Genomic DNA, 20,482 nt, shown 5'->3' with positions numbered 1-20,482 from the left:
TGTGGACGCATGAGTGAACCCATCGTCACGCCGCTCGGCTTCTCGCACGTCCGGTTGACGGTCACCGACATCCGACGCAGCAAGGCCTTCTACGAGCAGTTGTTCGGGATGCCACCGGGGAGTGACTTCAGCGACCAGATCGACGACCCGACGATCCACGACGACCCGTGGCGGACCTACGGCGGGTGCTCCTTCACGTTCGGCGGGCAGACGCTGGGCCTGCGGCCGGTCGCGCCGGCGGGGGACCGGTTCGACGCCGACCGGGTCGGCCTCGACCACGTGTCGTTCCGGGTGGCATCGGTCGACGAGCTGCACGCCGCGGTGGGCCGGCTCGACGCGGCGGGGATCGAGCACGGCGAGGTGACCGACCTGCCGCCGTTCGGGCTCGTGATCCTGTCCGTGCAGGACCCGGACGACGTCAACCTGGAGTTCGCGGCGCCCCGGGCGTGAGTCGGTGTCGCCCGAGGGGCTGTCCGGTCGGCGCGCGCGTCCCCCGGGCGTCGAGGTGACACCCGTGCCCCGGGCGTTGGCTGATCCGGTCAGACAACAGGAGGACACATGAGCAAGACCTGGTTCATCACCGGCGCGTCCAAGGGCTTCGGCCGCGAGTGGACGGAAGCGGCACTCGAGCGTGGGGACTCCGTCGCCGGGACCGCCCGCAACCCCGACGACGTGCACGACCTCGTCGACCAGTACCCGGACACGTTCCTCGCGCTGCAGCTCGACGTCACCGACCGTGCAGCCGACATCGCGGCGGTCCAGCGTGCCGCCGAGCACTTCGGCTCCCTCGACGTCGTCGTCAACAACGCCGGCTACGGCCACTTCGGCATGGTCGAGGAGCTCACCGAGGACGAGGTGCGCGCGCAGCTCGAGACGAACCTGTTCGGTGCGCTCTGGGTCACCCAGGCGGCGCTGCCGATCATGCGCGAGCAGGGGTCCGGGCACATCATCCAGGTGTCGAGCATCGGCGGGATCAGTGCGTTCCCGACGGTCGGGGCGTACCACGCGTCGAAGTGGGCGCTCGAGGGGATCTCGCAGTCGCTGGCCCAGGAGGTCGCGGGCTTCGGCATCCACGTCACCCTCGTCGAGCCCGGCGGGTTCTCGACGGACTGGTCCGGTCCGTCCTCGAAGCACAGCGAGGAGATCGCCGCCTACGCCGACGTGCGCGAGGCCGCGTCCAAGCGCCCGTCCGCCGCCGACCCGGGCAAGCCGGAGGCGACCCGGTCGGCGATCCTGAAGGTCGTCGACGCGGACGAGCCGCCGCTGCGGGTGTTCTTCGGCAAGGCGCCGCTCGGCATCGCGGAGCGTGACTACGAGTCGCGGTTGGCGACCTGGCGCGAGTGGCAGCCGGTGGCCGAGGAGGCGCACGGCGCCTGACGACCTCCGAGGTCAGGCGCGACCGACCGCCGAGCCGACCACGGCGAGCAGCCGGAGTCGCTCGGCGGTCTCGCTGCCGGGTTCGGCGGTGTACACGAGCAGGTTCTGCGAGCTGTCGGGGTCCTGCAGCACCTGGCACTGCAGGGTGAGCAGCCCGACCTCGGGGTGGCGGTATGTCTTCACGTCACGCGGGCGGATGCCGACCTCGTGGCGCGCCCAGACCTCGCGGAACTCCTCGCTCGTCGCGAGCAGCCGTTCGGCCAGGTGTGCGGCCCGGGAGTCGGGACCGCGGCGAGCGATGACGGTGCGGAGACCCGAGGCGTACATCCGGGACAGGAAGGGGTGGTCCTCGACCGGGTGGACGTCCCGGGACGCCGGGTCAGCGAACCACCGGTACCCGATGCTCCGGTCGTCGCCCCGTCGGCCGCTGGCGTCACCGGTGAGTTCGGCGGCGAGGGACGTCTGCTGCAGCGTCTCGCCCAGCTCGGTCACGATCTCGGCCGGGCTGTCGGCGAGCCGGTCGAAGATGCGCATCATGCCGGGGCTGACGTGGTCGCCGCCGGACGCCGCGGTCGGGGGCTCGTGTCCGGCGAGTCGGAAGAGGTGGTCGCGCTCCGCGATCGTGAGGCGCAGGCCCTGCGCGATCGACGCGAGCATCTGGTCGGACGGCTGCGGTCCGCGCTCTCGTTCCAGCCGCGCGTAGTAGTCGACGGACATGTTGCTCAGCAGCGCCGCCTCCTCGCGCCGCAGCCCGCTCGTGCGACGGCGCTGGCCCCGGGGCAGGCCGACGTCCTCGGGCTGCAGGGCCGTCCGACGGCTGCGGAGGAAGTCCGCGAGGGACGCTCGGTCGATCATGCGCCCATCCTCTCCCGGGGCGTCGACCGCAGCCACGGATCGTCAGGCCGTGGTTGCGTGTGCACGACGCGGCGACGATCGTCTCGGGTGCCGGATCGGGTGCTCACCACGACGGAAGAGGCGGACCATGGCACGGAACGAACGACTCACCCTCCCGGACCTCGGCGGGCGCCGGGTCCTGGTGACCGGAGCGAGCGACGGCATCGGACTGGAGATCGCCGCGCGCTTCGCCGGCGCCGGGGCGGAGGTGGTCGTGCCGGTGCGCAACCGCGACAAGGGTGCGGCGGCCGTCGCCCGGATCACCGCGCAGCACCCGGATGCATCCGTGCTGCTCGAGGACCTGGACCTTTCCTCGCTGGAGTCCGTGTCGACGCTCGGGGAGCGGATGCGGTCCGAGGGCGCGCCGATCGACGTGTTCGTGGGGAACGCCGGCGTGATGAACCCGCCGGAGCGGCAGACGACCCGGGACGGCTTCGAGCTGCAGTTCGGCACGAACCACCTCGGGCACGTCGCACTCGTCGGCGCCCTGCTCCCCCTGCTCCGTGCCGCCGACGGTCGGGTCGTGATGCAGTCGAGCGTGGCGGCGCAGCGTGCCTCGATCCGGTGGGACGACCTGCAGTCCGAGCGGGACTACGACGTCGCGCGGGCGTACGGGCAGTCGAAGCTCGCGTGCGCGCTCTTCGCCCTCGAGCTCGGTCGGAGGAGCCGGGCCGGTGGGTGGGGGATCACGAGTGCGGTCAGCCACCCAGGCATCGCGCCCACGAGCCTGCTCGCCGCACGCCCGGAGATCGGACGCTCGGGCGACACCGTGGCCGTCCGGCTGATCCGCTGGCTGTCGGCGCGCGGGCTCCTCGTCGGGACACCGGCCTCGGCGGCGGAGCCGGCCCTGCTCGCGGCGACCGACGCGGACCTCGACGGAGGCTTCGTCGGTCCGACCGGACCCGGGCAGCTCGGCGGACCGGCCGGCCGTCGGAAGCCGTGGGCGCCGTTGCTCCGTGACGAGGACGCCGCTCGGCTCTGGGACGTGTCGGAGGCGCTCGTCGGGAGTTCGGTCAGCTGATGATGTTCACCGCGCGCGAGATCACGAGCGCCAGCAGGATGAACCCGCCGATCGACTGGTAGGCCATGATCATCTTCGCCCGGATGGTCATCGGCATCGTGTCCGTCGGGCTGAACGCCATCATGTTCGTCAGCGCGACGTAGAGGTAGTCGAGGTACACCGGCCGCCAGGCCGCTGTCTTCGGGTCGGTCTCCTGCGGGAACTGGAAGTCGGCGCGGTCGGTCACCCACAGCCCCGGCTGCCGTCGGGCGACGGGGCCGCCACGGTCGAGCTCCCAGTACACGAGCCCGAACGCGATGATGCTGCTCACCCAGACCTGCAGGGCGGTCAGGAGCACCGCGCCGCCGTCGGGGTGCCCGTGCAGCAGCTCGTCGATCGTGCGGACGACGGTCAGCTGGTTCGCGACGGTCAGCAGGACCGCGAGGCCCGTGGACAGCCACCGCGACCAGGTGGTCTCACGGGTCAGCCGCCGAGGGTTGAACACGATGAGCGGGGTGAGGAGCAGCACCCCGAGGAGCGGGACCACCCAGGACGGGAAGAACAGGACCTCGTCGGGCAGGAACAGGCTCAGCGCGAGGTTCACCAGCACGGCGACGGCGACCGGCCCGCGGTGCTCGTGCCGGGGTGTGGTCCGCGTCGTCGTCACGGCTCCGAGTGTGGCACTCGAACACCGTTCCGGGCCCGAGCGACCCGTGAGGGTCCGGTCAGTACGACCCCCGTGTCGCTCTCACCGGAACATGGAACATCAGTAGGCTGGTGGCGGGCCGCGTCACCGCCGGAGCGTGGCCCGAGCAAAGATGAAGCCCACCGCTGGGGAAACAGCGATGGGCTTCGATTTGCTCTCCGAGTGGAGAACGAGGGACACGATGCGTCCCGAGCTTGAACTCGGAACCAGTGTAGCCCGATCACCGTCGGGTCGCACGTCCCTCGGCCCCTGCTCTTCGTGTCCGCCGGCGCTGACACGGAAGGTGGTTCGGATGTCCTCCGACGACGAACCGCGTCGACGCCGTCAGGTGCCGTGGTTGGGGATCGCGACGTTGCTCGTGACCCTGGCCCGGTTCCTGCACGACGTGTGGCGCAAGGGTTGAGCCCAGGGTGTCCCGCGCTCTTGCCGGCGCGGGGCACCCGTCGGACCCGCTCAGCCGACGCGCGCCGGCACCCGGTCGTCCTCGACCTCCGCTCGGATCACCGCGAGCGCGAACCCGCGCCGGCCGCGGGTCGCCCACACCGCGATGACCGACGTCACCGCGAGCACGAACGCGAGGAACGCGGAGAACGGGACGTCCAGGGCGAGCAGTGCCGCCCACCCGCCGGAGCCGAGCGCCCAGCGCACCACGCGCCTCCCGGTCCCCGGTGTCGGGGCCGGACGGAGCCGGACGACGTGCTCACCGAGGGTCCGGCCCGTCGCGAGCACGACCACGAGCTGTGCGAACGGGGCGACCAGGGCACCGGCGGTGATGAGCGTGCCGAGCACCGGGTCCTGGTCGTCCCGCCCGGCGATCGCCCACACCAGGGCGGTCCCGACGCTCAGCGTGCCGGACAGGAGCCAGATCGCCAGCACGTCCGCGAGCATGCCGGAGAACCGTCGTGCCGCGGTGACCGGGCGCGGGGCGTCCGCGTCGGTGGTCCGCCCCGACCCGGCGAGCAGCCCCACGAGCGGGGCGAGGAGCGTGCCGACCACGGCGCCGGTCGTGTTCGCGAGCAGGTCGTCGACGTCGAAGAGGCGGTACGAGCACGGGTAGAGGAACCAGTCGCCGGTGAGCTGTGTCGTCTCGATGAGCAGGGACACCACGAACCCGGCGCCGAGCCCGACGAGCAGGCCGGCGAACACGCGCCTCCGGGCGACCGCGTGCCGGGCGAGTGCACCGAGGGGCACGAAGAGCAGCACGTTGAACAGGACCTGCGCCGACGCCGGGTTGGACAGCAGGGACCGGGGTCCGGAGATCCCGCCCTCCTTCGCGACGTCCCCGAGGAACGCGAACGGCGTCAGCTGCGGCGAGGCCGCGTTCCGGCACATCGTCGCGACGTCGTCGGGCAGCGGCAGCAGCGTGTAGGTGACGAGCGCGAGGGCGTAGACGAGCGTGCCGAACGCGACGAGCGAGCGTCGGAAGCCGAGCTGCCCGTGACGGCGGTACTCCCACGCCGTCCACGGCACGAGCGCCCCGACGGCGAGGACGACCCCGACGACGAACGCGATCACGCCTGGCAGCACGGTTCCCATGCGGTCGACGGTACTGACCGCGCGGGCGGACGGAGCCGATGTCAACCGCTCGGAGGACCCGGGATCGATCCGTCGTCGCACGGGGTCGCGTCGCCCGGGGGACGATCCGCGGGCGCTCGCTGCGCAGGCTGGTGGCATGTCCGAACGCAACCGACCCACCGTCCGTCTCCTCGCCGCCGCCGTGGTCGCCGGCTCCGTCGCGGTGCTCGCGACCGGGTGCAGCTTCGTCCAGCAGCAGACGGGCGATGCCTGGTCCGTGACCTACGAGGTCCGCGTCGACCAGCCGAGCGGGGCCGCCCTCACCGACGTGCGGGTCGAGGGTGCCGAGCGACGGGGCGATACACCCGAGGTGCACCGGCTCGACGCGCAGGAGACCGGGTCCTCGGACGGCGACGGGTCGCGCTGGGAGCACGACGCGATCGTCCTCGCCGAACAGCGGGCGTCGGTGCGGGCGACGCCGGGCGCCGGGGCCACGGCGACGTGCCGGATCCTGCTCGACGGGAAGCGCGAGATCGCGAGCGAGACGTCGGCGCAGCCGGGCGACGCGGTGCGGTGCTCGGCGGACACCCCGGCCTTCGACTGACGGAGCGTCACGCCCGACCGGCCGGCGGGTGTCGGCCGGAACCGGCCGACACCGGCCCCGTCCGTCAGCCGGGCAGCGGCCCCGCCAACGACCCGGCCGACACCTCGTGCCCGAGCAGCCGCCCCGCCGCCCGCAGCCCGGAGAGCAGCGCCCCGTTCACCGTCGCGGGGTCGTCGCCCCACGTGGCCTCACCGGCGACCTGCACCCGCCCCGACGGGGTGCCGAGCAGGTCGTGGTCGTCCGGTGACGCCCCCACGTGCAGGTACGAGTACGACCCGCGCGCGAACGGGTCCGCCGCCCACCGGGTGATCCGAACGCCGTCCGCCGATGGGACCGAGGGCCCGAACATCCGGCGCAGCGCCTCGACCGCCTCGTCGACGACCAGGGCATCGGGCAGCGACTCGATCCGCCGCGCGCCGGCACCGCCCACGAGCGCCGCGAGCACCGGTTCACCGGTCACGCGGGACATGTCGTACCAGGAGTGCCAGTCGACTCCGGCCGGCCCCTGCTGGCGGACCACCCACGACTCGCCCCAGAACCGGGACGGGAACCGCAGGAACACCTTGTCGTAGACGCCCATCCCGAGTCGGCCCATCGCGTCGAGCACCGCGGGCTCGAGCGGTGGCTCGAACGTGATCGCGCCGGCCTGCAGCACCCCGAGGGGTGCCGTGACGACGACCTCCGCAGCGGACACGGTCGTCCCGTCGGCGAGCTCGACGACCACGCCCGAGGACGACGAGCGCACGGCGGCGACGACGGAGGACAGCCGCACGTCGAGGCCGGCCGCCAGGGCGTGCGCGTACTGGGCGTAGCCGCCGGGGAACACCACCTCGTCGCCGGCGACGTGCTCCTCGTCGAGCCCGTGCGCGTCGAGCACGGTGACCGGGGCGCCGCAGAGGTCCTCGGAGCGGTGCGCCGTGTACTCGCGGATCCGCGCGGCCCGGTCGCCCTGCCACTGCAGGGACCGCAGCGCGGTGTCGACGGCGGACGCGTAGGTCGCCGGCGGCGGGGCGTCGGCGACCACCGCGGCGAGGGCCGCGTCGACGGTGTGCAGGTCCGCGACGAACGACGCGGCCTCGGGCGCGGTCAACCGCCGTCCGGACGGGGCGTGCCAGCCGATCGGCCGCCCGTCGAACTGGAAGCTGCCGACGGTGAACTCGACGGTCTCGATCCCGAACGCGGACGCCAGGGACCAGAGCGGGTTGCCCTCGATGCCGTGGATCCACGAGGCTCCGAGGTCGACCGGCACCCCGATCTCGTCGTCGGTCCAGGTGCGGCCTCCGATGCGGTCGCGGGCTTCGAGCACGACGACTCGCTGCCCGCCCTGCACGAGCGCTCGAGCAGCGGCGAGCCCGGCGACCCCGGCCCCCACGACGACGACGTCGGCATCGCGTGCAGCCATCAGTGTCCTCCGGTCAGCGGTGCCATCAGGCGGGCGGCGAGGCTCGGCCGCCCGGTCAGTGCTTCCTCGCGGTCGGCCAGGTCGGTGGCCACGAGCCCGGCGTTCGCCCCGAGGAACCGCAGCGGCTCCGGCTCCCAGTCCGGCGACCGGTGGTTCACCCACGGCAGCGCGGTCAGCGGCGAGGACACACCCCGCACGAGGTCGGCGAGCGTCCGTCCGGCGAGGTTCGTCGTGGACAGGCCGTCGCCGACGTAGCCGCCGGCGGTCCCGACGTGGCCGTCCCACGTGACCGAGGCGCACCAGTCACGGGGCACCCCGAGGGGTCCGCCCCACGTGTGCGTGATCGGTGCGTCGGCGACGGCGGGGAACAGCTCGACCAGGGACCGCCGAAGGTGCTCGAACACGCGTGGTACCCGGTCGTAGCCGGGGGTGATCGCGGACCCCCAGTGGTAGCGGGCTCCGCGCCCGCCGAACGCCAGTCGGTCGTCCGCCGTGCGCTGCCCGTACACGAGCAGGTGCCGGTAGTCGGAGAACGTCTGCCCGTGTTCGAGCCCGACACGGTCCCACACCGCGGCCGGCAGGGGAGCGGTCGCGATCATGAGCGAGTACAGCGGCAGGATGCGCCGCTTCGTCTGCTCGAGCTGCGCGCCGTAGCCCTCGACCGCGATGACCACGGCACCGGCCGTGACGGTCCCGCGCGACGTGACCACGTGCCCTGGACCCCACGAGACGGCGGGGGTGTGCTCCGCGATCCGGACGCCCCGCGCCTCCAGGGCCGCCGCCAGGCCGCGCACCAGCGCTGCGGGCTGGACCCGCGCGCAGTCCGGTGTCCACGCGACACCGGCCGATCCGGCGGCATCGCCGGGGCGTGCGTCGCGGTACGTCATGTCGTCGCCCCACGCGGCCGAGGCGGCGACCTCGTCGCGGGCCGCGCGTTCCTGCACGGCGGAGCGCGCGTAGAGGACGGTGCCGCCCTTGACGTAGTCGCAGTCGACTCCGGCCTCGGACGCTGCGCGCCCGACCTCGTCGACGGTGTCGCGCATCGCCCGACGCAGGGCGAGGGCCGCGTCGCGGCCGTGCTCGCGGGCGATCGCCTCGGCGGACCGCGGGAACAGTGCGGAGCACCAGCCGCCGTTGCGTCCGGACGCGCCGAAGCCCGCGATCTCGCGTTCCACGACGACGACCTGGAGGCGCGGGTCGGCCTGGTGCAGGTACCACGCGGTCCAGAGACCCGTCAGTCCACCGCCGACGATGCAGACGTCCGCGGTGGTGTCGCCGTCGAGCGGCGGGCGGGGCGTCAGGTCGTCGCGGCCACTCGTGACGAGCGCGTCGAGCCAGAACGAGACGCCCCGGTAGCCGGTCACGGTCAGATCTTCGTCCAGGCCTCGGACAGGACGCTCCGCAGGATCGAGGTCATCTCGCGGAACTCCGGCTGCCCGATGGTGAGCGGCGGCGCGAGCTGCACGACGGGGTCGCCGCGGTCGTCGGCACGGCAGTACAGCCCGGCGTCGAACAGCGCCTTCGAGAGGAACCCGCGGAGCAGGCGCTCCGACTCGGCGTCGTCGAAGGTCGTCTTGGTGGCCTTGTCCTTCACGAGCTCGATGCCGTAGAAGTACCCGTCGCCACGGACGTCTCCGACGATGGGCAGGTCGCGCAGCGTGTCGAGCTCGGCCTTGAAGAGCGGGGCGTTCTGCTGGACGTTCTGCAGGAGCCCCTCTTCCTCGAAGATGTCGAGGTTCTCCATCGCGACGGCCGCGGAGACCGGGTGCCCGCCGAACGTGTAGCCGTGGTAGAAGGTCGTGTCGCCCGTGGAGAACGGCTCGAAGAGCTTGTCGCTGATGATCGTCGCGCCGATGGGGGAGTAGCCCGAGGTCATCGCCTTCGCGCACGTGATCATGTCCGGCACGAAGCCGTAGGTGTCGCACGCGAACATCGTGCCGATCCGGCCGAACGCGCAGATCACCTCGTCGGAGACCAGCAGCACGTCGTACTCGTCGCAGATCTCGCGGACCCGCTGGAAGTACCCGGGCGGCGGGGTGAAGCAGCCGCCGGAGTTCTGCACCGGCTCGAGGAAGACCGCGGCGACGGTGTCCGGACCCTCGAACTCGATCATCTCGCGGATGCGCTCGGCCGCCCAGAAGCCGAACTCCTCCTCGCTCTCGCCGGCGAAGCCCATCTCGGCGGCGCGGTAGTAGTTGGTGTTCGGCACGCGGAAGCCACCCGGCGCGAGTGGCTCGAACATCTGCTTCATCGCCGGGATGCCCGTGATCGCGAGCGCTCCCTGCGGGGTGCCGTGGTACGCGACCGCGCGGGAGATCACCTTGTGCTTCATCGGCTTGCCGCGGAGCTTCCAGTAGTACTTCGCGAGCTTGAACGCGGTCTCGACGGCCTCGCCGCCGCCGGTCGAGAAGAACACCTTGTTGAGGTCGCCGGGGGCGTGGTCGGCCAACCGGTCCGCGAGCTCGATCGCCGCGGGGTGCGCGTACGACCAGATCGGGAAGAACGACAGCGTCTCGGCCTGCTTGGCGGCCATCTCGGCCAGGCGCTTCCGGCCGTGGCCCGCGGCGACGACGAACAGGCCGGAGAGCCCGTCGATGTACTCCTTGCCGTGGCTGTCGTAGACGTGGTGCCCCTCGCCGCGCACCATGATCGGCACGTCGGCACCGGCCTGGTTCGCACCGTGCCGGGCGAAGTGCATCCACAGGTGGTCGCGCGACTTCTGCTGCAGCGCGGCGTCGTCCACCGGTGCGAACGGGTCGTACGAGCCGAGACGGGTGGTGGGTCGTTCGGAGATGGTCATCGCGTTCCCCAGTCGTAGAGCTGTTTGCGGAGTTGCAGGTAGACGAAGGTCTCGGTGCCGGCCACGCCCGGGATCGCCCGGATGGTGCCGTTCAGGAGTTCGATCAGGTCGTCGTCGTCCTCGCAGACGACCTCGACCATGAGGTCGAAGCTCCCGGCGGTCATGACGAGGTAGTCGACCGCCGGGAGCCGTTCGAGTTCGTCGGCGACGGTTCGGGTGTCGCCGCTGACCCGGATGCCGATCATCGCCTGGCGGTGGAACCCGAGTTGCAGGGGGTCCGTCACCGCGACGATCTGCATGACGCCGGTCTCGGTCAGCTTCTGGACGCGCTGCCGGACCGCCGCTTCGCTGAGACCGACCGCCTTGCCGATCTCGCCGTACGGACGGCGCCCGTCCGCCTGGAGTTGTTCGATGATCCGCTTCGAGGTGTCGTCGATCGGTCCCGGACGTCGTGGTGCTGCCGCCATGCCGGACAGCATTGCAGCGCCATCGCCCAGAAAGCAAGGGAATCCGTTGTGAACACCGTGTTTCACGACGATTTCCGTTGTTACAAGTCTTCCGAACCGGCTTTTTCCGTGCCAGTATCGCCGCCATGCGGGAGACCACGAAGACGAGCGAGGTCCGGAACTTCATCGGGGGCGCGTCCGTCGAGGTCCGTGCCGACGCGGCCTTCGACCTGATCGACCCGACCGACGAGCACGTCTACGGCACGTCGCCGGTGTCCAGCGCCGCCGACGTCGACGCGGCCTTCCGTGCGGCGAGCAGCGCGTTCGGGACGTGGGGCCGCACCACACCGGCGGAACGACAGCTCGCGCTCTTCCGGATCGCCGACGCGATGGAGCAGCGGGCGGAGGAGTTCGCCGACCTCGAGTCGCTCGACACCGGGAAGCCCCGCGCCACCCTCGTCGAGGACGAGATCCTGCTCTCCGTCGACCAGATCCGCTTCTTCGCCGGCGCCGCCCGGAACCTCGAGGGGCGGAGCGCCGGCGAGTACATGACCGACCACACGTCGTTCGTCCGACGCGAGCCGATCGGTGTCGTCGCCCAGGTCACCCCGTGGAACTACCCGCTCAACATGGCGGTGTGGAAGTTCGCGCCGGCGCTCGCCGCGGGGAACACGACCGTGCTCAAGCCGAGCGACACCACCCCGCTGTCGACCCTGCTGCTGGCCGAGGTCGCCGCCGAGTTCCTGCCGCCGGGCGTGCTCAACGTCGTCGTGGGGGACCGGACGACCGGTGCCGCGATGATCGACCACCCCACACCGCAGCTCGTGTCGATCACCGGCTCCGTCCGCGCCGGCGTCGAGGTCGCCCGCGCCGCCGCCGGTGACCTCAAGCGCACGCACCTCGAACTCGGCGGCAAGGCCCCGGTGATCGTGTTCGACGACGCCGACGTCCCCGCTGCCGTGGCCGGCATCGTCGCCGCCGGCTTCTTCAACGCCGGGCAGGACTGCACCGCCGCCACCCGCCTGCTCGTGCAGGACGGCATCCACGACGAGTTCGTGGCGGCGCTCGCCGAGGCGGCGCGGACCGACGCGCAGACCGGCCCGGACGCACCGACCCCGTACTTCGGCCCGGTGAACAACGCGGCTCAGCTCGCCCAGGTCCGGTCGTTCATCGACACCCTCCCCGACCACGCGTCCATCGAGCTCGGCGGCCACCGCCTGGGCGACCGCGGCTTCCACCACGAGGCGACGATCGTCTCCGGGCTCCGGCAGGACGACCGCGCCGTGCAGCAGGAGATCTTCGGCCCGGTGCAGACCGTCCAGCGCTTCTCGACCGAGCAGCAGGCCCTCGCGTGGGCGAACGGCGTCGAGTACGGCCTGGCGAGCTCGGTGTGGACGACGGACCACGCGCGGGCGATGCGCTTCGCCCGCGACCTCGACTTCGGGTGCGTGTGGATCAACACCCACATCCCGATCGTCGCCGAGATGCCGCACGGCGGCTTCAAGCACTCCGGCTACGGCAAGGACCTGTCCCAGTACGGGTTCGACGACTACACCCGCATCAAGCACGTCATGTCCTACATCGGCTGAGCCCGAACCCGACCCCGAGCAGCACGAGCAGCAGGAGGCACCATGGCAATGACCGGCACCTTCGCCGAATCGGGAGCCGATCTCCGGCTCGACCGGATCACCAAGTCCTTCCCCGGCCACACCGCGGTCGACGCCCTCGACCTCACCGTCCCGGCCGGCTCGTTCTTCGCGCTGCTCGGGCCGTCCGGCTGCGGCAAGACGACGACGCTCCGGCTCGTCGCCGGCCTCGAGGAGCCCACGAGCGGCGCGATCACGATCGGCGGCCGGGACGTCACCGACACGAAGCCGTACCAGCGGCCGGTCAACACGGTGTTCCAGAACTACGCGCTGTTCCCGCACATGAGCGTGCTCGAGAACGTGGCGTTCGGGTTGAAGCGCCGGCGCATCCCGGACCCGATGACGAAGGCGACCGAGGCGTTGCGGCTCGTCGAGCTCGAGGGTTCGGCGTCGAAGCGTCCGGCGCAGCTGTCCGGCGGCATGCAGCAGCGCGTCGCCCTCGCCCGCGCGATCGTGAACCGCCCGGCCTTGCTCCTGCTCGACGAGCCCCTCGGCGCCCTCGACCTCAAGCTGCGGCACCAGATGCAGCTCGAGCTGAAGACGATCCAGGCCGAGGTCGGTCTCACCTTCCTGCACGTCACGCACGACCAGGAGGAGGCGATGACGATGGCCGACACGGTCGCCGTCATGAACGGCGGCCGCATCGAGCAGATGGGCAGCCCGCAGGACCTGTACGAGCTGCCCCGCACGGCGTTCGTCGCGAACTTCCTCGGGCAGTCGAACCTGCTCGAGGGCGAGGTCCGCGGCACCGACGGCGGACTCCTCGTCGTCGCCACCGCGGCCGGCACGATCGCCGTCCCGACCGACCGGGCCGTCGCGACGACCGGACACGTGGTGGTCGGCGTCCGTCCCGAGAAGCTCAAGATCCGCACCGCCGAGCCGGCACCCGAGGCCGGTCGCAACATCCTCGGCCCCGGCCGTGTGGTCGACGTGTCCTTCTCCGGCGTCAGCACCCAGTACCTCGTGGACGTGCCGGGCGCGGGCCGCGTCTCCGTCTTCGCGCAGAACTCCAAGGGCGGACCGCGCATCGCCACCGGTACCGAGGTGTGGCTCACGTGGGGCGTCGACCACGGTTTCGGCCTGGAGGCGCACCCCGCGTCCGACGCGACCGTCACCGCCGGAGCCGACCCGCGCCTCCAGTCCGCACCCGCCACCGCGGGGGTCGTCGCGTGAGTCCGCGGCCGGACCTGGTGCGCGGACTGACGTCCGCACGCGTCAGCCGTCGCGGATTCCTCGCGGGCGGCGGGGCCGCCGCGGTCGCCGCCCTGCTCGCCGGCTGCAGCATCAAGGGGTCGGCGGCGTCGCTCGCCGAGCACCCGGTGGACTGGGAGCGGTTCTGGAAGGACCAGCAGGCGACGAAGCAGCTCAACTTCGCGAACTGGCCGCTCTACATCGACTCCGACCACGGCAAGTCCGAGTCGATCCAGCTGTTCGAGCGGGCCACCGGGATCTCGGTCGACTACCAGGCCGTGATCCAGGACAACGCGACGTTCTACGCGACGGTGTCACCGATCCTCCGCGCGCAGGGGGCGACCGGCTACGACCTCGTCGTGATGACGAACGGCTTCGAGCTGACGCAGATGATCAAGAACGGGTTCGTGTGCGAGCTCGACCACTCGCGGCTGCCGAACTTCGCGGCGAACGCGGGCGACTCCGTGAAGGACCCGACCTACGACCCCGGGAACAAGCACTCGGTCGTGTGGCAGACCGGGTTCACCGGGATCGCCTACAACCCGAAGTACATCGACCGCGAGATCACGTCGTTCCAGGACCTGCTCGATCCGGCGTTCCGGGGCCGCGTCGGGCTGATGAGCGACAACACCGAGCTCGGGTCCCTCGGGCTGCTCGCGAACGGCATCGCCCCGGAGACCTCGACCCCCGCGGACTGGCGGACGGCCCAGGACTGGCTGCGGAAGCTCCGCCCGAGCGTCACCGGGTTCTACGACCAGAGCTACATCAACAAGCTCGAGAACGGTGACACCTGGATCACCCAGGCGTGGTCCGGCGACGTGTTCCAGGCGCAGCAGTCCGGGTTCGAGCACTTGAAGTTCGTCACGCCGGAGGAAGGCCAGATGATGTGGCACGACAACCTCATGATCCCCCGGCAGGCGGCGAACCCGGTGTCGGCCCTGGAGTGGATGGACTTCTACTACACGCCGAAGATCGCCGGCATCGTCGAGGACTACGTCAACTACGTCTGCCCGGTGCCCGCCGCCGAGGACTACGTCCGGGACGAGCTGGACGACCCCACCGTGGCGGACAGCCCGCTGGTGTTCCCCTCGTCCGAGGTGCTCGAGAAGTCGCACGAGTTCCGGGTGTTCGAGAACTACGACGAGTACTCCGAGTGGAACGGCATCTTCAACGCGGTGGTGCAGTCGTGAGCGCCGTCGGGACGGCCGGGACCGCCGGTCTCGGGGCCGGACCGGGACCCGCGCCCGTGCGGCACGGTCGTCGCCTGCGGGTGCCGTTCCTGCTCGCCGTCGTCGGCACCGCGTACCTGGCCGTGTTCTTCGTCATCCCGCTCGTGTCGGGACTCATCGTCTCGCTCATGTCGGGCAACCCGGACGACGGCTACACGTTCACGTGGAACTGGGGGATCTACGGCTCGCTGTTCATCGACCCGCAGGTGCCGTACCTGACGTTCCTCGGCCGGTCGCTCTGGTACGGCGCGGCCGCGACCGTCGTCACGATCATCGTCGGGTACCCGGTGGCGTACTTCATCGCGTTCCGGGTGTCGCCACGGTGGAAGAACCCGCTCCTCATGCTCGTGTTCGTGAGCTTCCTCGTGTCGTTCGTCATCCGCACCGACATGTGGGCGTTCGTGCTCGCCTCGCAGGGGCCGGTCGTCACGGCGCTGCAGGCGATCGGCCTGGCCGGCAAGGACTTCCACATCCTCGGGACCGGTGGCGCGGTGATCTTCGGCGACGCCTACAACGACCTGGCGTTCATGGTGCTGCCGATCTACGCCGCGCTCGAACGCATCGACCCCCGACTCGGCGAGGCGGCGAACGACCTCTACGCCGGCAAGGTCCGGGCGTTCTGGCACACCACGCTGCCGCTGTCCCGCTCGGGCATCTTCGCCGGTGTCCTGCTCGTCTTCATCGACAGCGTGGGCGACCCGGTGAACTCGGCGCTCCTGGGCGGCACGAACACGTACACGATCGGGCAGGCGATCCAGGACGCCTACTCCGGCAACCAGCAGTACAACGTCGCCGCGGCGCTCTCGACCGTGCTCATGGTCGTGCTCGGCATCATCCTGTTCATCTACGCCCGCGTCTCCGGCACCGACGACCTCGAGGACCTCGTATGACCGCCGTCGCACCGCCCCGCGCCACCGCTCCCGCCGCACCCGCCACCGGGACGGCCGCGCGCCCACCCGGCCGGCACGGGGTGAACCGCCGCGGGCCGTGGCTCGCGATCGTGTACTGGGTCACCATCGCGATCACCCTCGTGCCGATCGTCTACATGATCGTGTACTCGTTCAACGACGCCCCGACGAACCGGCTGTCGTTCGCGTGGAACGGGTTCACGACCTACTGGTACGCGAACCTCGTGAACGTCTCCGGCCTCGGACAGGCGTTCGTCACCTCGGTCGTCATCGCGTTCCTCGCCGCGATCATCTCGGTCGCGATCGGCCTGCCGCTGGCCCTGGCGCTCGAGCGCTACCGGTTCCCCGGGCGCGGTGCCGTGAACGCCGTCGTGTTCGCGGACATCGCGGCGCCGTCGATCGTCGTCGGGTCCGCGTCGCTGTCGTTCTTCCTGTCGGTCGGGCTCGGCACCGGGTTCCTGACGATCCTGCTCACGCATGTGGCGTTCGACGTCGCCTACGTCGTCGTGGTCCTCCGGGCGCGGATCGCGGGGACGTCACGGGCGCTCGAGGAGGCCGCGGGGGACCTCGGGGCGACGCCGTTGCAGGCGTTCCGGCTCGTGACCCTGCCGTTGCTCGCGCCGGGCATGCTGGCCGCGGGGTTGCTCGCGCTGGCGATGTCGATCGACGACTACGTGATCACCTCGTTCGTCGCCGGGCCCTCGGTCACGTTCCCGCTGTTCGTGTACGGCGCCGCCAAGGCCGGGATGCCGCCGCAGGTGCTGTGCTTCGGCACGCTCGTGTTCGCGGTGGGGCTGCTCGTGGCGCTGCTGAACGGGGCGCTGAACCGGCGGTTGGCGCGCACCCGCGGTTGAGTGGAGCGTCCCGCACCGGTCTGCACCGCTGCGGGACGCCCTGTCTCAGCCCTTCCGCCACAGGTCGTGCAGGAGCCTGGCCACGGTCACGAGCAAGCTCGCGATCCCCAGCCAGGGAACCTGACGCCTGGGCTTGGATCCGTCGTCGTGCGACATCGATCCCACCTCCGGGTGTCGGCGCCGGCGGACACGAGGAGCGGGCCGGGACGGGCGTGCAGTGGGACCCCGGTCCCGCTACACTGATCCCGAGCGTTCAGACTCGGGAACGGCTTGTGCCCGTCCCGGCTTTCCACTCGGAGAGCACCCAGAAGCCCATCACCGTTGGCGCGGTGGTGGGCTTCACGCTTGCCCCAGGGGTGCAGTCCGGCTGTGCGGCACCCCCGCACCGATCCTACGTGGTATTCCAGTATCAGCCAGGAGGCTCGGGGGATGGACGTCATCGAGGTCGACGAGCGCGACAGCACGTGGGAGGACCCGCGCCCGCGCTTCCGCGTGTACGTCCAGCGCCCCGACGGCGACGTGTTCGCGACGGAGACGACCGACCTGCTCGAGGCCGACGTCCTGCAGGCCGTCGACTGGGCCCAGCGCCGCGCCGCCGAGCACGAGGGCGCGCTCTGGTCGATCGCACTCGTCTCGGACGACCGGCGCGGGTTGCGCGGGCTCACCTGGCTCGTGGGATCGGACGCGAACGACCCACCGGAGGACGACCTCGACGTCGACCGCCGTGCGCGCATGCGTGCGCGGCGGTCGGATCCCGTCGTCGTGCCGACCCGGGATCGGTCACCCGTCGACGACTGACCGTCACCGACGGTAGACGGGAGGCGCGGTGCCAGCCTGCACCGCGCCTCCCGTCACGCGTGACCGGCGTCAGGCGACGGCGGTCGCGGCCTGCTCGCGGTCGGACGAGGCGTCGTCGCGGAGCAGCCGGTCGGCGGTGCGGAGCGACAGCGCCATGATCGTCAGCGCCGGGTTCGCGATGAGGGAGCTCGGGAACACCGAGTTGTCCACGACCCACAGGTTCGGCACGTCCCACGACCGGCCGGCGGCGTCCACGACCGAGTTCCCCGCGTCGGTACCCATCCGCGCCGTGCCGACGGTGTGCGCCGTGCGGTCGAGGACCCGGACGTCCGCGCCGCCCGCTGCCTCGACGATCGCGGTCATCGTGCGGACCGCGTGGCGGGTGATCGCTTCCTCGTTCGACCCGGGAGAGAACGTGACGCGGGCCTTCGGCACCCCGTTCGCGTCGACCTCGTCCGCGAGCACGAGCCGGTTGTCGTCGTACGGCAGGCACTCGGCGTTGATGCCCACGCCGGCCATGCGCGGGTAGTCCTGCAGCGCCCGGACGAGCGCGGCGCCGCGGAGCCCGCCGCCCCGCACGAGCGAGGTGGCGAGCGTCAGCGGCTGCACACCGAGGCTCTGGATCAGGTAGCCGCCCGCGAAGTCCGCGTCGGTCGGGCGGACGAAGTCCTCGGTGATGATCGACGACGGGTACCCGCGGTAGGACCGCATCGACTCGTCGAACGTCGCCCAGACCTGGGTGGCCCCGTGCGCGGTGAAGTTCCGGCCGACCTGGCCGCTGCTGTTCGCGATCCCGGTGTGCAGCAACAGGCGCGGGGTCTCGATGCCACCCGCGGCGAGGACGAGCGTGCGGCAGCGCTGCCGGTGGTCGCGGCCGTCCTGGCGGTAGACGACGGCCTCGACCCGGCCCCGGGCGTCGAGCTCGATGCCGTGCACGAACGCCTCGGCGCGGATCTCCGCACCGAACGCGACGGCGGCGGGCAGGTAGGTGGTGTCCATCGACACCTTCGCCCCGTTCCGGCAGCCCTGGTGGCAGGAACCGCAGGACACGCAGGCCTGGCGGAGCCCGTGGTGCTCCTGGTGCCGGTCCTCGGTGGTGAGGCCGACGGGGGCGTCCGTGGCGGTGATGCCCACGGCGGCGGCACCCCGGATCATCATGTCCGACGAGGCGTTCCGCGGCGGCGGGCCCATGCGGTAGCGGCGCTCCGGGTCCCACGGGTAGTGCGCGGGTCCGGCGACGCCGACGTCGTGCTCGGCCTGCTCGATCCAGCGGGTGAGCTCGGCGTGGTCGATCGGCCAGTCCTCGCCCTGCCCGGAGTCGGTGCGGAGCCGGATGTCGTGCTGGTTCGGCCGCGGTGTGAACGCGCCCCAGTGCAGGGTCGAGCCGCCGACGCCGGTGCCGCTGTTGTTCGGGCCGAAGGCGGTCGGGGCGCTGCCGCCGCTGATCCGCTCGTCCATCCAGTTGATGTCCCCGGGCGCCTCGACCTCGTCGGGGGTGTACTGCTCCGGGTCGGTGTTCGGGCCGGCCTCGAGCGCGACGACGCTGAGGCCTCGGCGGGCGAGGGTCGCGAGCAGCGGTGCGCCGCCCGCGCCGGTCCCGACGACGACGACGTCGACGACCTCGTCCTCGCTGTGGTGGCGCTGGTGGTCGAGTCTCATCGTCCGGCTCCCGTCGGTTCCCATGCTTCGCGCTCGCCGACTCCGAGGAGCAGGAAGCCCTGTTTGCGCAGCCCGTCGCCGCCGTTGGCGAAGCCGTCGTAGTCCACCGCGGCCATCGTCGCCGGGTGCGCCATCCACTGCTTGGCGAGGTCGACGCTGGCGTCCTCGAGCCACGCTCGCAGCTGCGAACCGTCGAGCGGACCCGTCGTCGGTGTGTACTCGCCCGCGGTGACCGCGTCGAGCACCCCGGCGAGGTGCTCGTCGCCCTGCGCGGCGTCGGCCTCGAGTGCGTCGAGTCCGGCTCGGTAGGCCTCGACGTCGGCGGGAAGGCCGTCCGGTCGCCAACCGTCGCCGAGTTCGTCGGCCAGCTGGTCGTCGACGCGGAGTGCAAGGTCGAGGTGGCGGTCGCCCGGCTGCGGGACGACGACGCGGGCCACGGCGCGCAACGTGTCGAGCTGCTCGCGGGTGAGGGCACGCGGGTCGCGGTCCGGGGCGTCGGGGAGCGCTCGGACGGCGAGGATGCCGCGGGTCCGTGCGCTCACGCGGGGTGAGGCGATGACGCGGGCGGTCTCGGCGGGGACGAGCGGACCGTGGTCGACCTGGCGGTGCCAGAAGTCGCGGATGCGGTCGGCGACGGCGTCGGGCTGCTCCCACGGCAGCAGGTGCGCGGCGTCCGGCACCGCGTCGAACTCGCCCGCGGTCCAGTGCGGCAGGTTCAGCGTCCGCTGGGCCTCGGGGCCGAGGTCGCCGTCCTCGGCGCCGGCCAGCACCAGGGCGGGGACAGGGTTCGGCGGGAAGACGGTCGACCAGTCCTCGCGGCTGCCGCGGACGAGCCAGTCGGTCCAGGCCTGCGGGACGGCGCGCTCGACGTCGTGCACCGCGATCGCGTGCGGCTCCGGGTCGAGGCGGGACGCGGTGTTGGCGTCGACGAACGCATCCGCCTCGTCGGGGCCGATCTCGCCGTCCGACGCCCAGTCGAGCATGGTCTGCCGGCGCTCGTCGTCCATCGGCTCGGGGGAGAGCGGCGACGCGGCGAGCAGCACCACGGCGCGCAGGCCGAACAGGCCGTTGCTGCCGTCGACGGTGCGCGAGGCGACGACGGACGCCACCTTCCCGCCCATCGAGTGCCCGATCAGCGCCCAGTCGGTGGCACCGCTCCGGCCGATCGCACGTTCGACGAGCACGACCATCTCCTCGACGGTGGTGCCGGTCGCGGCCGTGCTGGTGCCGAACCCGGGCAGGTCGATCCCGACCAGGTCGAGCGTCCCGGCGAGGCGGGACCGCAGCCCGACGAACTCCTCGGAACTCGATCCGAGGGCGTGCAGGCAGAACACGGTGGTGGGCATCCTTCGTTCCTACGTGCCGCGGCGCCGGCGCTCCCAGCGGGGTGTACCCCGTGCGGCATTGTTTCGAGCATGCGACGATCTGCCGTCGGGCGGGGCCTTCCACAAGG

General features: G+C 71.8%; 19 protein-coding genes. 10 read left to right on the top strand and 9 right to left on the bottom strand.

Features of this window, described 5'->3' with window-relative positions; genetic code table 11:
* Positions 1–9: 9 nt before the first annotated feature.
* The gene (locus JSX79_RS00640; RefSeq protein ID WP_229084674.1) at positions 10–450 is read left to right on the top strand and encodes a VOC family protein; all 441 of its coding nucleotides are present in this window, start codon (positions 10–12) and stop codon (positions 448–450) included.
* A 108-nt stretch (positions 451–558) separates the two neighbouring features.
* Positions 559–1,377: an SDR family oxidoreductase gene (locus JSX79_RS00635; RefSeq protein WP_229084672.1), complete on the top strand. Its 819-nt coding sequence runs from the start codon at positions 559–561 to the stop codon at positions 1,375–1,377.
* 12 nt (positions 1,378–1,389) lie between these two features.
* Here JSX79_RS00635 and JSX79_RS00630 read toward each other — a convergent pair whose 3' ends face one another.
* Complete coding sequence (locus JSX79_RS00630) at positions 1,390–2,232, bottom strand: helix-turn-helix transcriptional regulator (RefSeq protein WP_071302268.1); 843 nt, start codon at positions 2,230–2,232, stop codon at positions 1,390–1,392.
* Positions 2,233–2,359: 127 nt separating this feature from the next.
* Between JSX79_RS00630 and JSX79_RS00625 the strand changes: the two genes are divergently transcribed.
* Entirely contained in the window at positions 2,360–3,292 is a 933-nt protein-coding gene (locus JSX79_RS00625) for an SDR family oxidoreductase (RefSeq protein WP_229084665.1), read from the top strand.
* On the opposite strand, the gene JSX79_RS00620 is transcribed toward JSX79_RS00625, so the two are convergent.
* Both JSX79_RS00620 and JSX79_RS00615 read right to left on the bottom strand, forming a co-directional pair.
* Positions 3,285–3,938: a DUF1345 domain-containing protein gene (locus tag JSX79_RS00620; protein WP_070417431.1), complete on the bottom strand. Its 654-nt coding sequence runs from the start codon at positions 3,936–3,938 to the stop codon at positions 3,285–3,287. The two genes, JSX79_RS00625 and JSX79_RS00620, sit on opposite strands and share 8 nt — an antisense overlap.
* 492 nt (positions 3,939–4,430) lie before the next feature.
* Positions 4,431–5,513, bottom strand: a complete 1,083-nt coding sequence (locus JSX79_RS00615; RefSeq protein WP_229084662.1) for a VanZ family protein — start codon at positions 5,511–5,513, stop codon at positions 4,431–4,433.
* 136 nt (positions 5,514–5,649) lie between these two features.
* Here JSX79_RS00615 and JSX79_RS00610 point away from each other — a divergent pair, with 136 nt between their 5' ends.
* Positions 5,650–6,096, top strand: a complete 447-nt coding sequence (locus JSX79_RS00610; protein WP_229084660.1) for a hypothetical protein — start codon at positions 5,650–5,652, stop codon at positions 6,094–6,096.
* Positions 6,097–6,160: 64 nt separating this feature from the next.
* Here JSX79_RS00610 and JSX79_RS00605 read toward each other — a convergent pair whose 3' ends face one another.
* From JSX79_RS00605 to JSX79_RS00590, 4 genes are read right to left on the bottom strand one after another with little or no spacing between them, the layout of a single operon-like run.
* Complete coding sequence (locus tag JSX79_RS00605) at positions 6,161–7,498, bottom strand: NAD(P)/FAD-dependent oxidoreductase (RefSeq protein ID WP_229084657.1); 1,338 nt, start codon at positions 7,496–7,498, stop codon at positions 6,161–6,163.
* Positions 7,498–8,862, bottom strand: coding sequence for an FAD-binding oxidoreductase (locus tag JSX79_RS00600; protein WP_229084655.1), 1,365 nt, complete (start codon positions 8,860–8,862; stop codon positions 7,498–7,500). Before JSX79_RS00600 ends, JSX79_RS00605 begins: the two co-directional genes overlap by 1 nt.
* A gap of 2 nt (positions 8,863–8,864) precedes the next feature.
* Entirely contained in the window at positions 8,865–10,298 is a 1,434-nt protein-coding gene (locus JSX79_RS00595; protein WP_070417427.1) for an aspartate aminotransferase family protein, read from the bottom strand.
* Positions 10,295–10,777, bottom strand: a complete 483-nt coding sequence (locus JSX79_RS00590) for an Lrp/AsnC family transcriptional regulator (protein WP_070417426.1) — start codon at positions 10,775–10,777, stop codon at positions 10,295–10,297. The genes JSX79_RS00595 and JSX79_RS00590 overlap by 4 nt, the downstream gene beginning before the upstream one ends.
* Positions 10,778–10,890: 113 nt before the next feature.
* On the opposite strand from JSX79_RS00590, the gene JSX79_RS00585 reads away from it, so the two are divergent.
* The 6 genes from JSX79_RS00585 (at position 10,891) to JSX79_RS00560 (ending at position 17,370) form a co-directional block, all read left to right on the top strand.
* A complete protein-coding gene (locus tag JSX79_RS00585; protein WP_229084654.1) occupies positions 10,891–12,333 on the top strand; it encodes an aminobutyraldehyde dehydrogenase in 1,443 nt (480 codons plus the stop codon).
* A gap of 42 nt (positions 12,334–12,375) precedes the next feature.
* Positions 12,376–13,563, top strand: coding sequence for an ABC transporter ATP-binding protein (locus tag JSX79_RS00580; protein WP_229084651.1), 1,188 nt, complete (start codon positions 12,376–12,378; stop codon positions 13,561–13,563).
* A complete protein-coding gene (locus JSX79_RS00575) occupies positions 13,560–14,771 on the top strand; it encodes a PotD/PotF family extracellular solute-binding protein (protein ID WP_229084650.1) in 1,212 nt (403 codons plus the stop codon). The genes JSX79_RS00580 and JSX79_RS00575 overlap by 4 nt, the downstream gene beginning before the upstream one ends.
* On the top strand, positions 14,768–15,700 hold the full coding sequence (locus tag JSX79_RS00570) for an ABC transporter permease (RefSeq protein WP_217637333.1): 933 nt from the start codon (positions 14,768–14,770) through the stop codon (positions 15,698–15,700). Before JSX79_RS00575 ends, JSX79_RS00570 begins: the two co-directional genes overlap by 4 nt.
* Positions 15,697–16,572, top strand: a complete 876-nt coding sequence (locus JSX79_RS00565; RefSeq protein WP_229084644.1) for an ABC transporter permease — start codon at positions 15,697–15,699, stop codon at positions 16,570–16,572. Before JSX79_RS00570 ends, JSX79_RS00565 begins: the two co-directional genes overlap by 4 nt.
* Before the next feature lie 429 nt (positions 16,573–17,001).
* Positions 17,002–17,370, top strand: a complete 369-nt coding sequence (locus tag JSX79_RS00560) for a hypothetical protein (RefSeq protein ID WP_229084642.1) — start codon at positions 17,002–17,004, stop codon at positions 17,368–17,370.
* 69 nt (positions 17,371–17,439) lie between these two features.
* Here the strand turns inward: JSX79_RS00560 and JSX79_RS00555 are convergent, their stop codons facing one another.
* Together JSX79_RS00555 and JSX79_RS00550 are read right to left on the bottom strand one after the other, a co-directional pair.
* The gene (locus JSX79_RS00555; RefSeq protein WP_229084640.1) at positions 17,440–19,029 is read right to left on the bottom strand and encodes a GMC family oxidoreductase; all 1,590 of its coding nucleotides are present in this window, start codon (positions 19,027–19,029) and stop codon (positions 17,440–17,442) included.
* Positions 19,026–20,375: an alpha/beta hydrolase gene (locus JSX79_RS00550; protein ID WP_229084639.1), complete on the bottom strand. Its 1,350-nt coding sequence runs from the start codon at positions 20,373–20,375 to the stop codon at positions 19,026–19,028. Before JSX79_RS00550 ends, JSX79_RS00555 begins: the two co-directional genes overlap by 4 nt.
* Between the last annotated feature and the right edge of the window lie 107 nt (positions 20,376–20,482).

It is taken from the genome of Curtobacterium sp. GD1 (genome assembly GCF_020882855.1).
In the GTDB taxonomy this organism is placed as follows: Bacteria; Actinomycetota; Actinomycetes; order Actinomycetales; family Microbacteriaceae; genus Curtobacterium.
The sequence above is the reverse complement of the archived record's forward strand: the minus strand, read 5'-3'. Positions and strand labels throughout refer to the sequence as shown.

What these genes read in the sequence shown, in the direction of transcription:
- JSX79_RS00550 (WP_229084639.1), bottom strand. Translation starts at nt 20,375, where the DNA reads ATGCCCACCACCGTGTTCTGCCTGCACGCCCTCGGATCGAGTTCCGAG.
- JSX79_RS00585 (WP_229084654.1), top strand. Translation starts at nt 10,891, where the DNA reads ATGCGGGAGACCACGAAGACGAGCGAGGTCCGGAACTTCATCGGGGGC.
- JSX79_RS00565 (WP_229084644.1), top strand. Translation starts at nt 15,697, where the DNA reads ATGACCGCCGTCGCACCGCCCCGCGCCACCGCTCCCGCCGCACCCGCC.
- JSX79_RS00580 (WP_229084651.1), top strand. Translation starts at nt 12,376, where the DNA reads ATGGCAATGACCGGCACCTTCGCCGAATCGGGAGCCGATCTCCGGCTC.
- JSX79_RS00555 (WP_229084640.1), bottom strand. Translation starts at nt 19,029, where the DNA reads ATGAGACTCGACCACCAGCGCCACCACAGCGAGGACGAGGTCGTCGAC.
- JSX79_RS00605 (WP_229084657.1), bottom strand. Translation starts at nt 7,498, where the DNA reads ATGGCTGCACGCGATGCCGACGTCGTCGTCGTGGGGGCCGGGGTCGCC.
- JSX79_RS00615 (WP_229084662.1), bottom strand. Translation starts at nt 5,513, where the DNA reads ATGGGAACCGTGCTGCCAGGCGTGATCGCGTTCGTCGTCGGGGTCGTC.
- JSX79_RS00610 (WP_229084660.1), top strand. Translation starts at nt 5,650, where the DNA reads ATGTCCGAACGCAACCGACCCACCGTCCGTCTCCTCGCCGCCGCCGTG.
- JSX79_RS00625 (WP_229084665.1), top strand. Translation starts at nt 2,360, where the DNA reads ATGGCACGGAACGAACGACTCACCCTCCCGGACCTCGGCGGGCGCCGG.
- JSX79_RS00590 (WP_070417426.1), bottom strand. Translation starts at nt 10,777, where the DNA reads ATGCTGTCCGGCATGGCGGCAGCACCACGACGTCCGGGACCGATCGAC.
- JSX79_RS00560 (WP_229084642.1), top strand. Translation starts at nt 17,002, where the DNA reads ATGGACGTCATCGAGGTCGACGAGCGCGACAGCACGTGGGAGGACCCG.
- JSX79_RS00595 (WP_070417427.1), bottom strand. Translation starts at nt 10,298, where the DNA reads ATGACCATCTCCGAACGACCCACCACCCGTCTCGGCTCGTACGACCCG.
- JSX79_RS00630 (WP_071302268.1), bottom strand. Translation starts at nt 2,232, where the DNA reads ATGATCGACCGAGCGTCCCTCGCGGACTTCCTCCGCAGCCGTCGGACG.
- JSX79_RS00640 (WP_229084674.1), top strand. Translation starts at nt 10, where the DNA reads ATGAGTGAACCCATCGTCACGCCGCTCGGCTTCTCGCACGTCCGGTTG.
- JSX79_RS00635 (WP_229084672.1), top strand. Translation starts at nt 559, where the DNA reads ATGAGCAAGACCTGGTTCATCACCGGCGCGTCCAAGGGCTTCGGCCGC.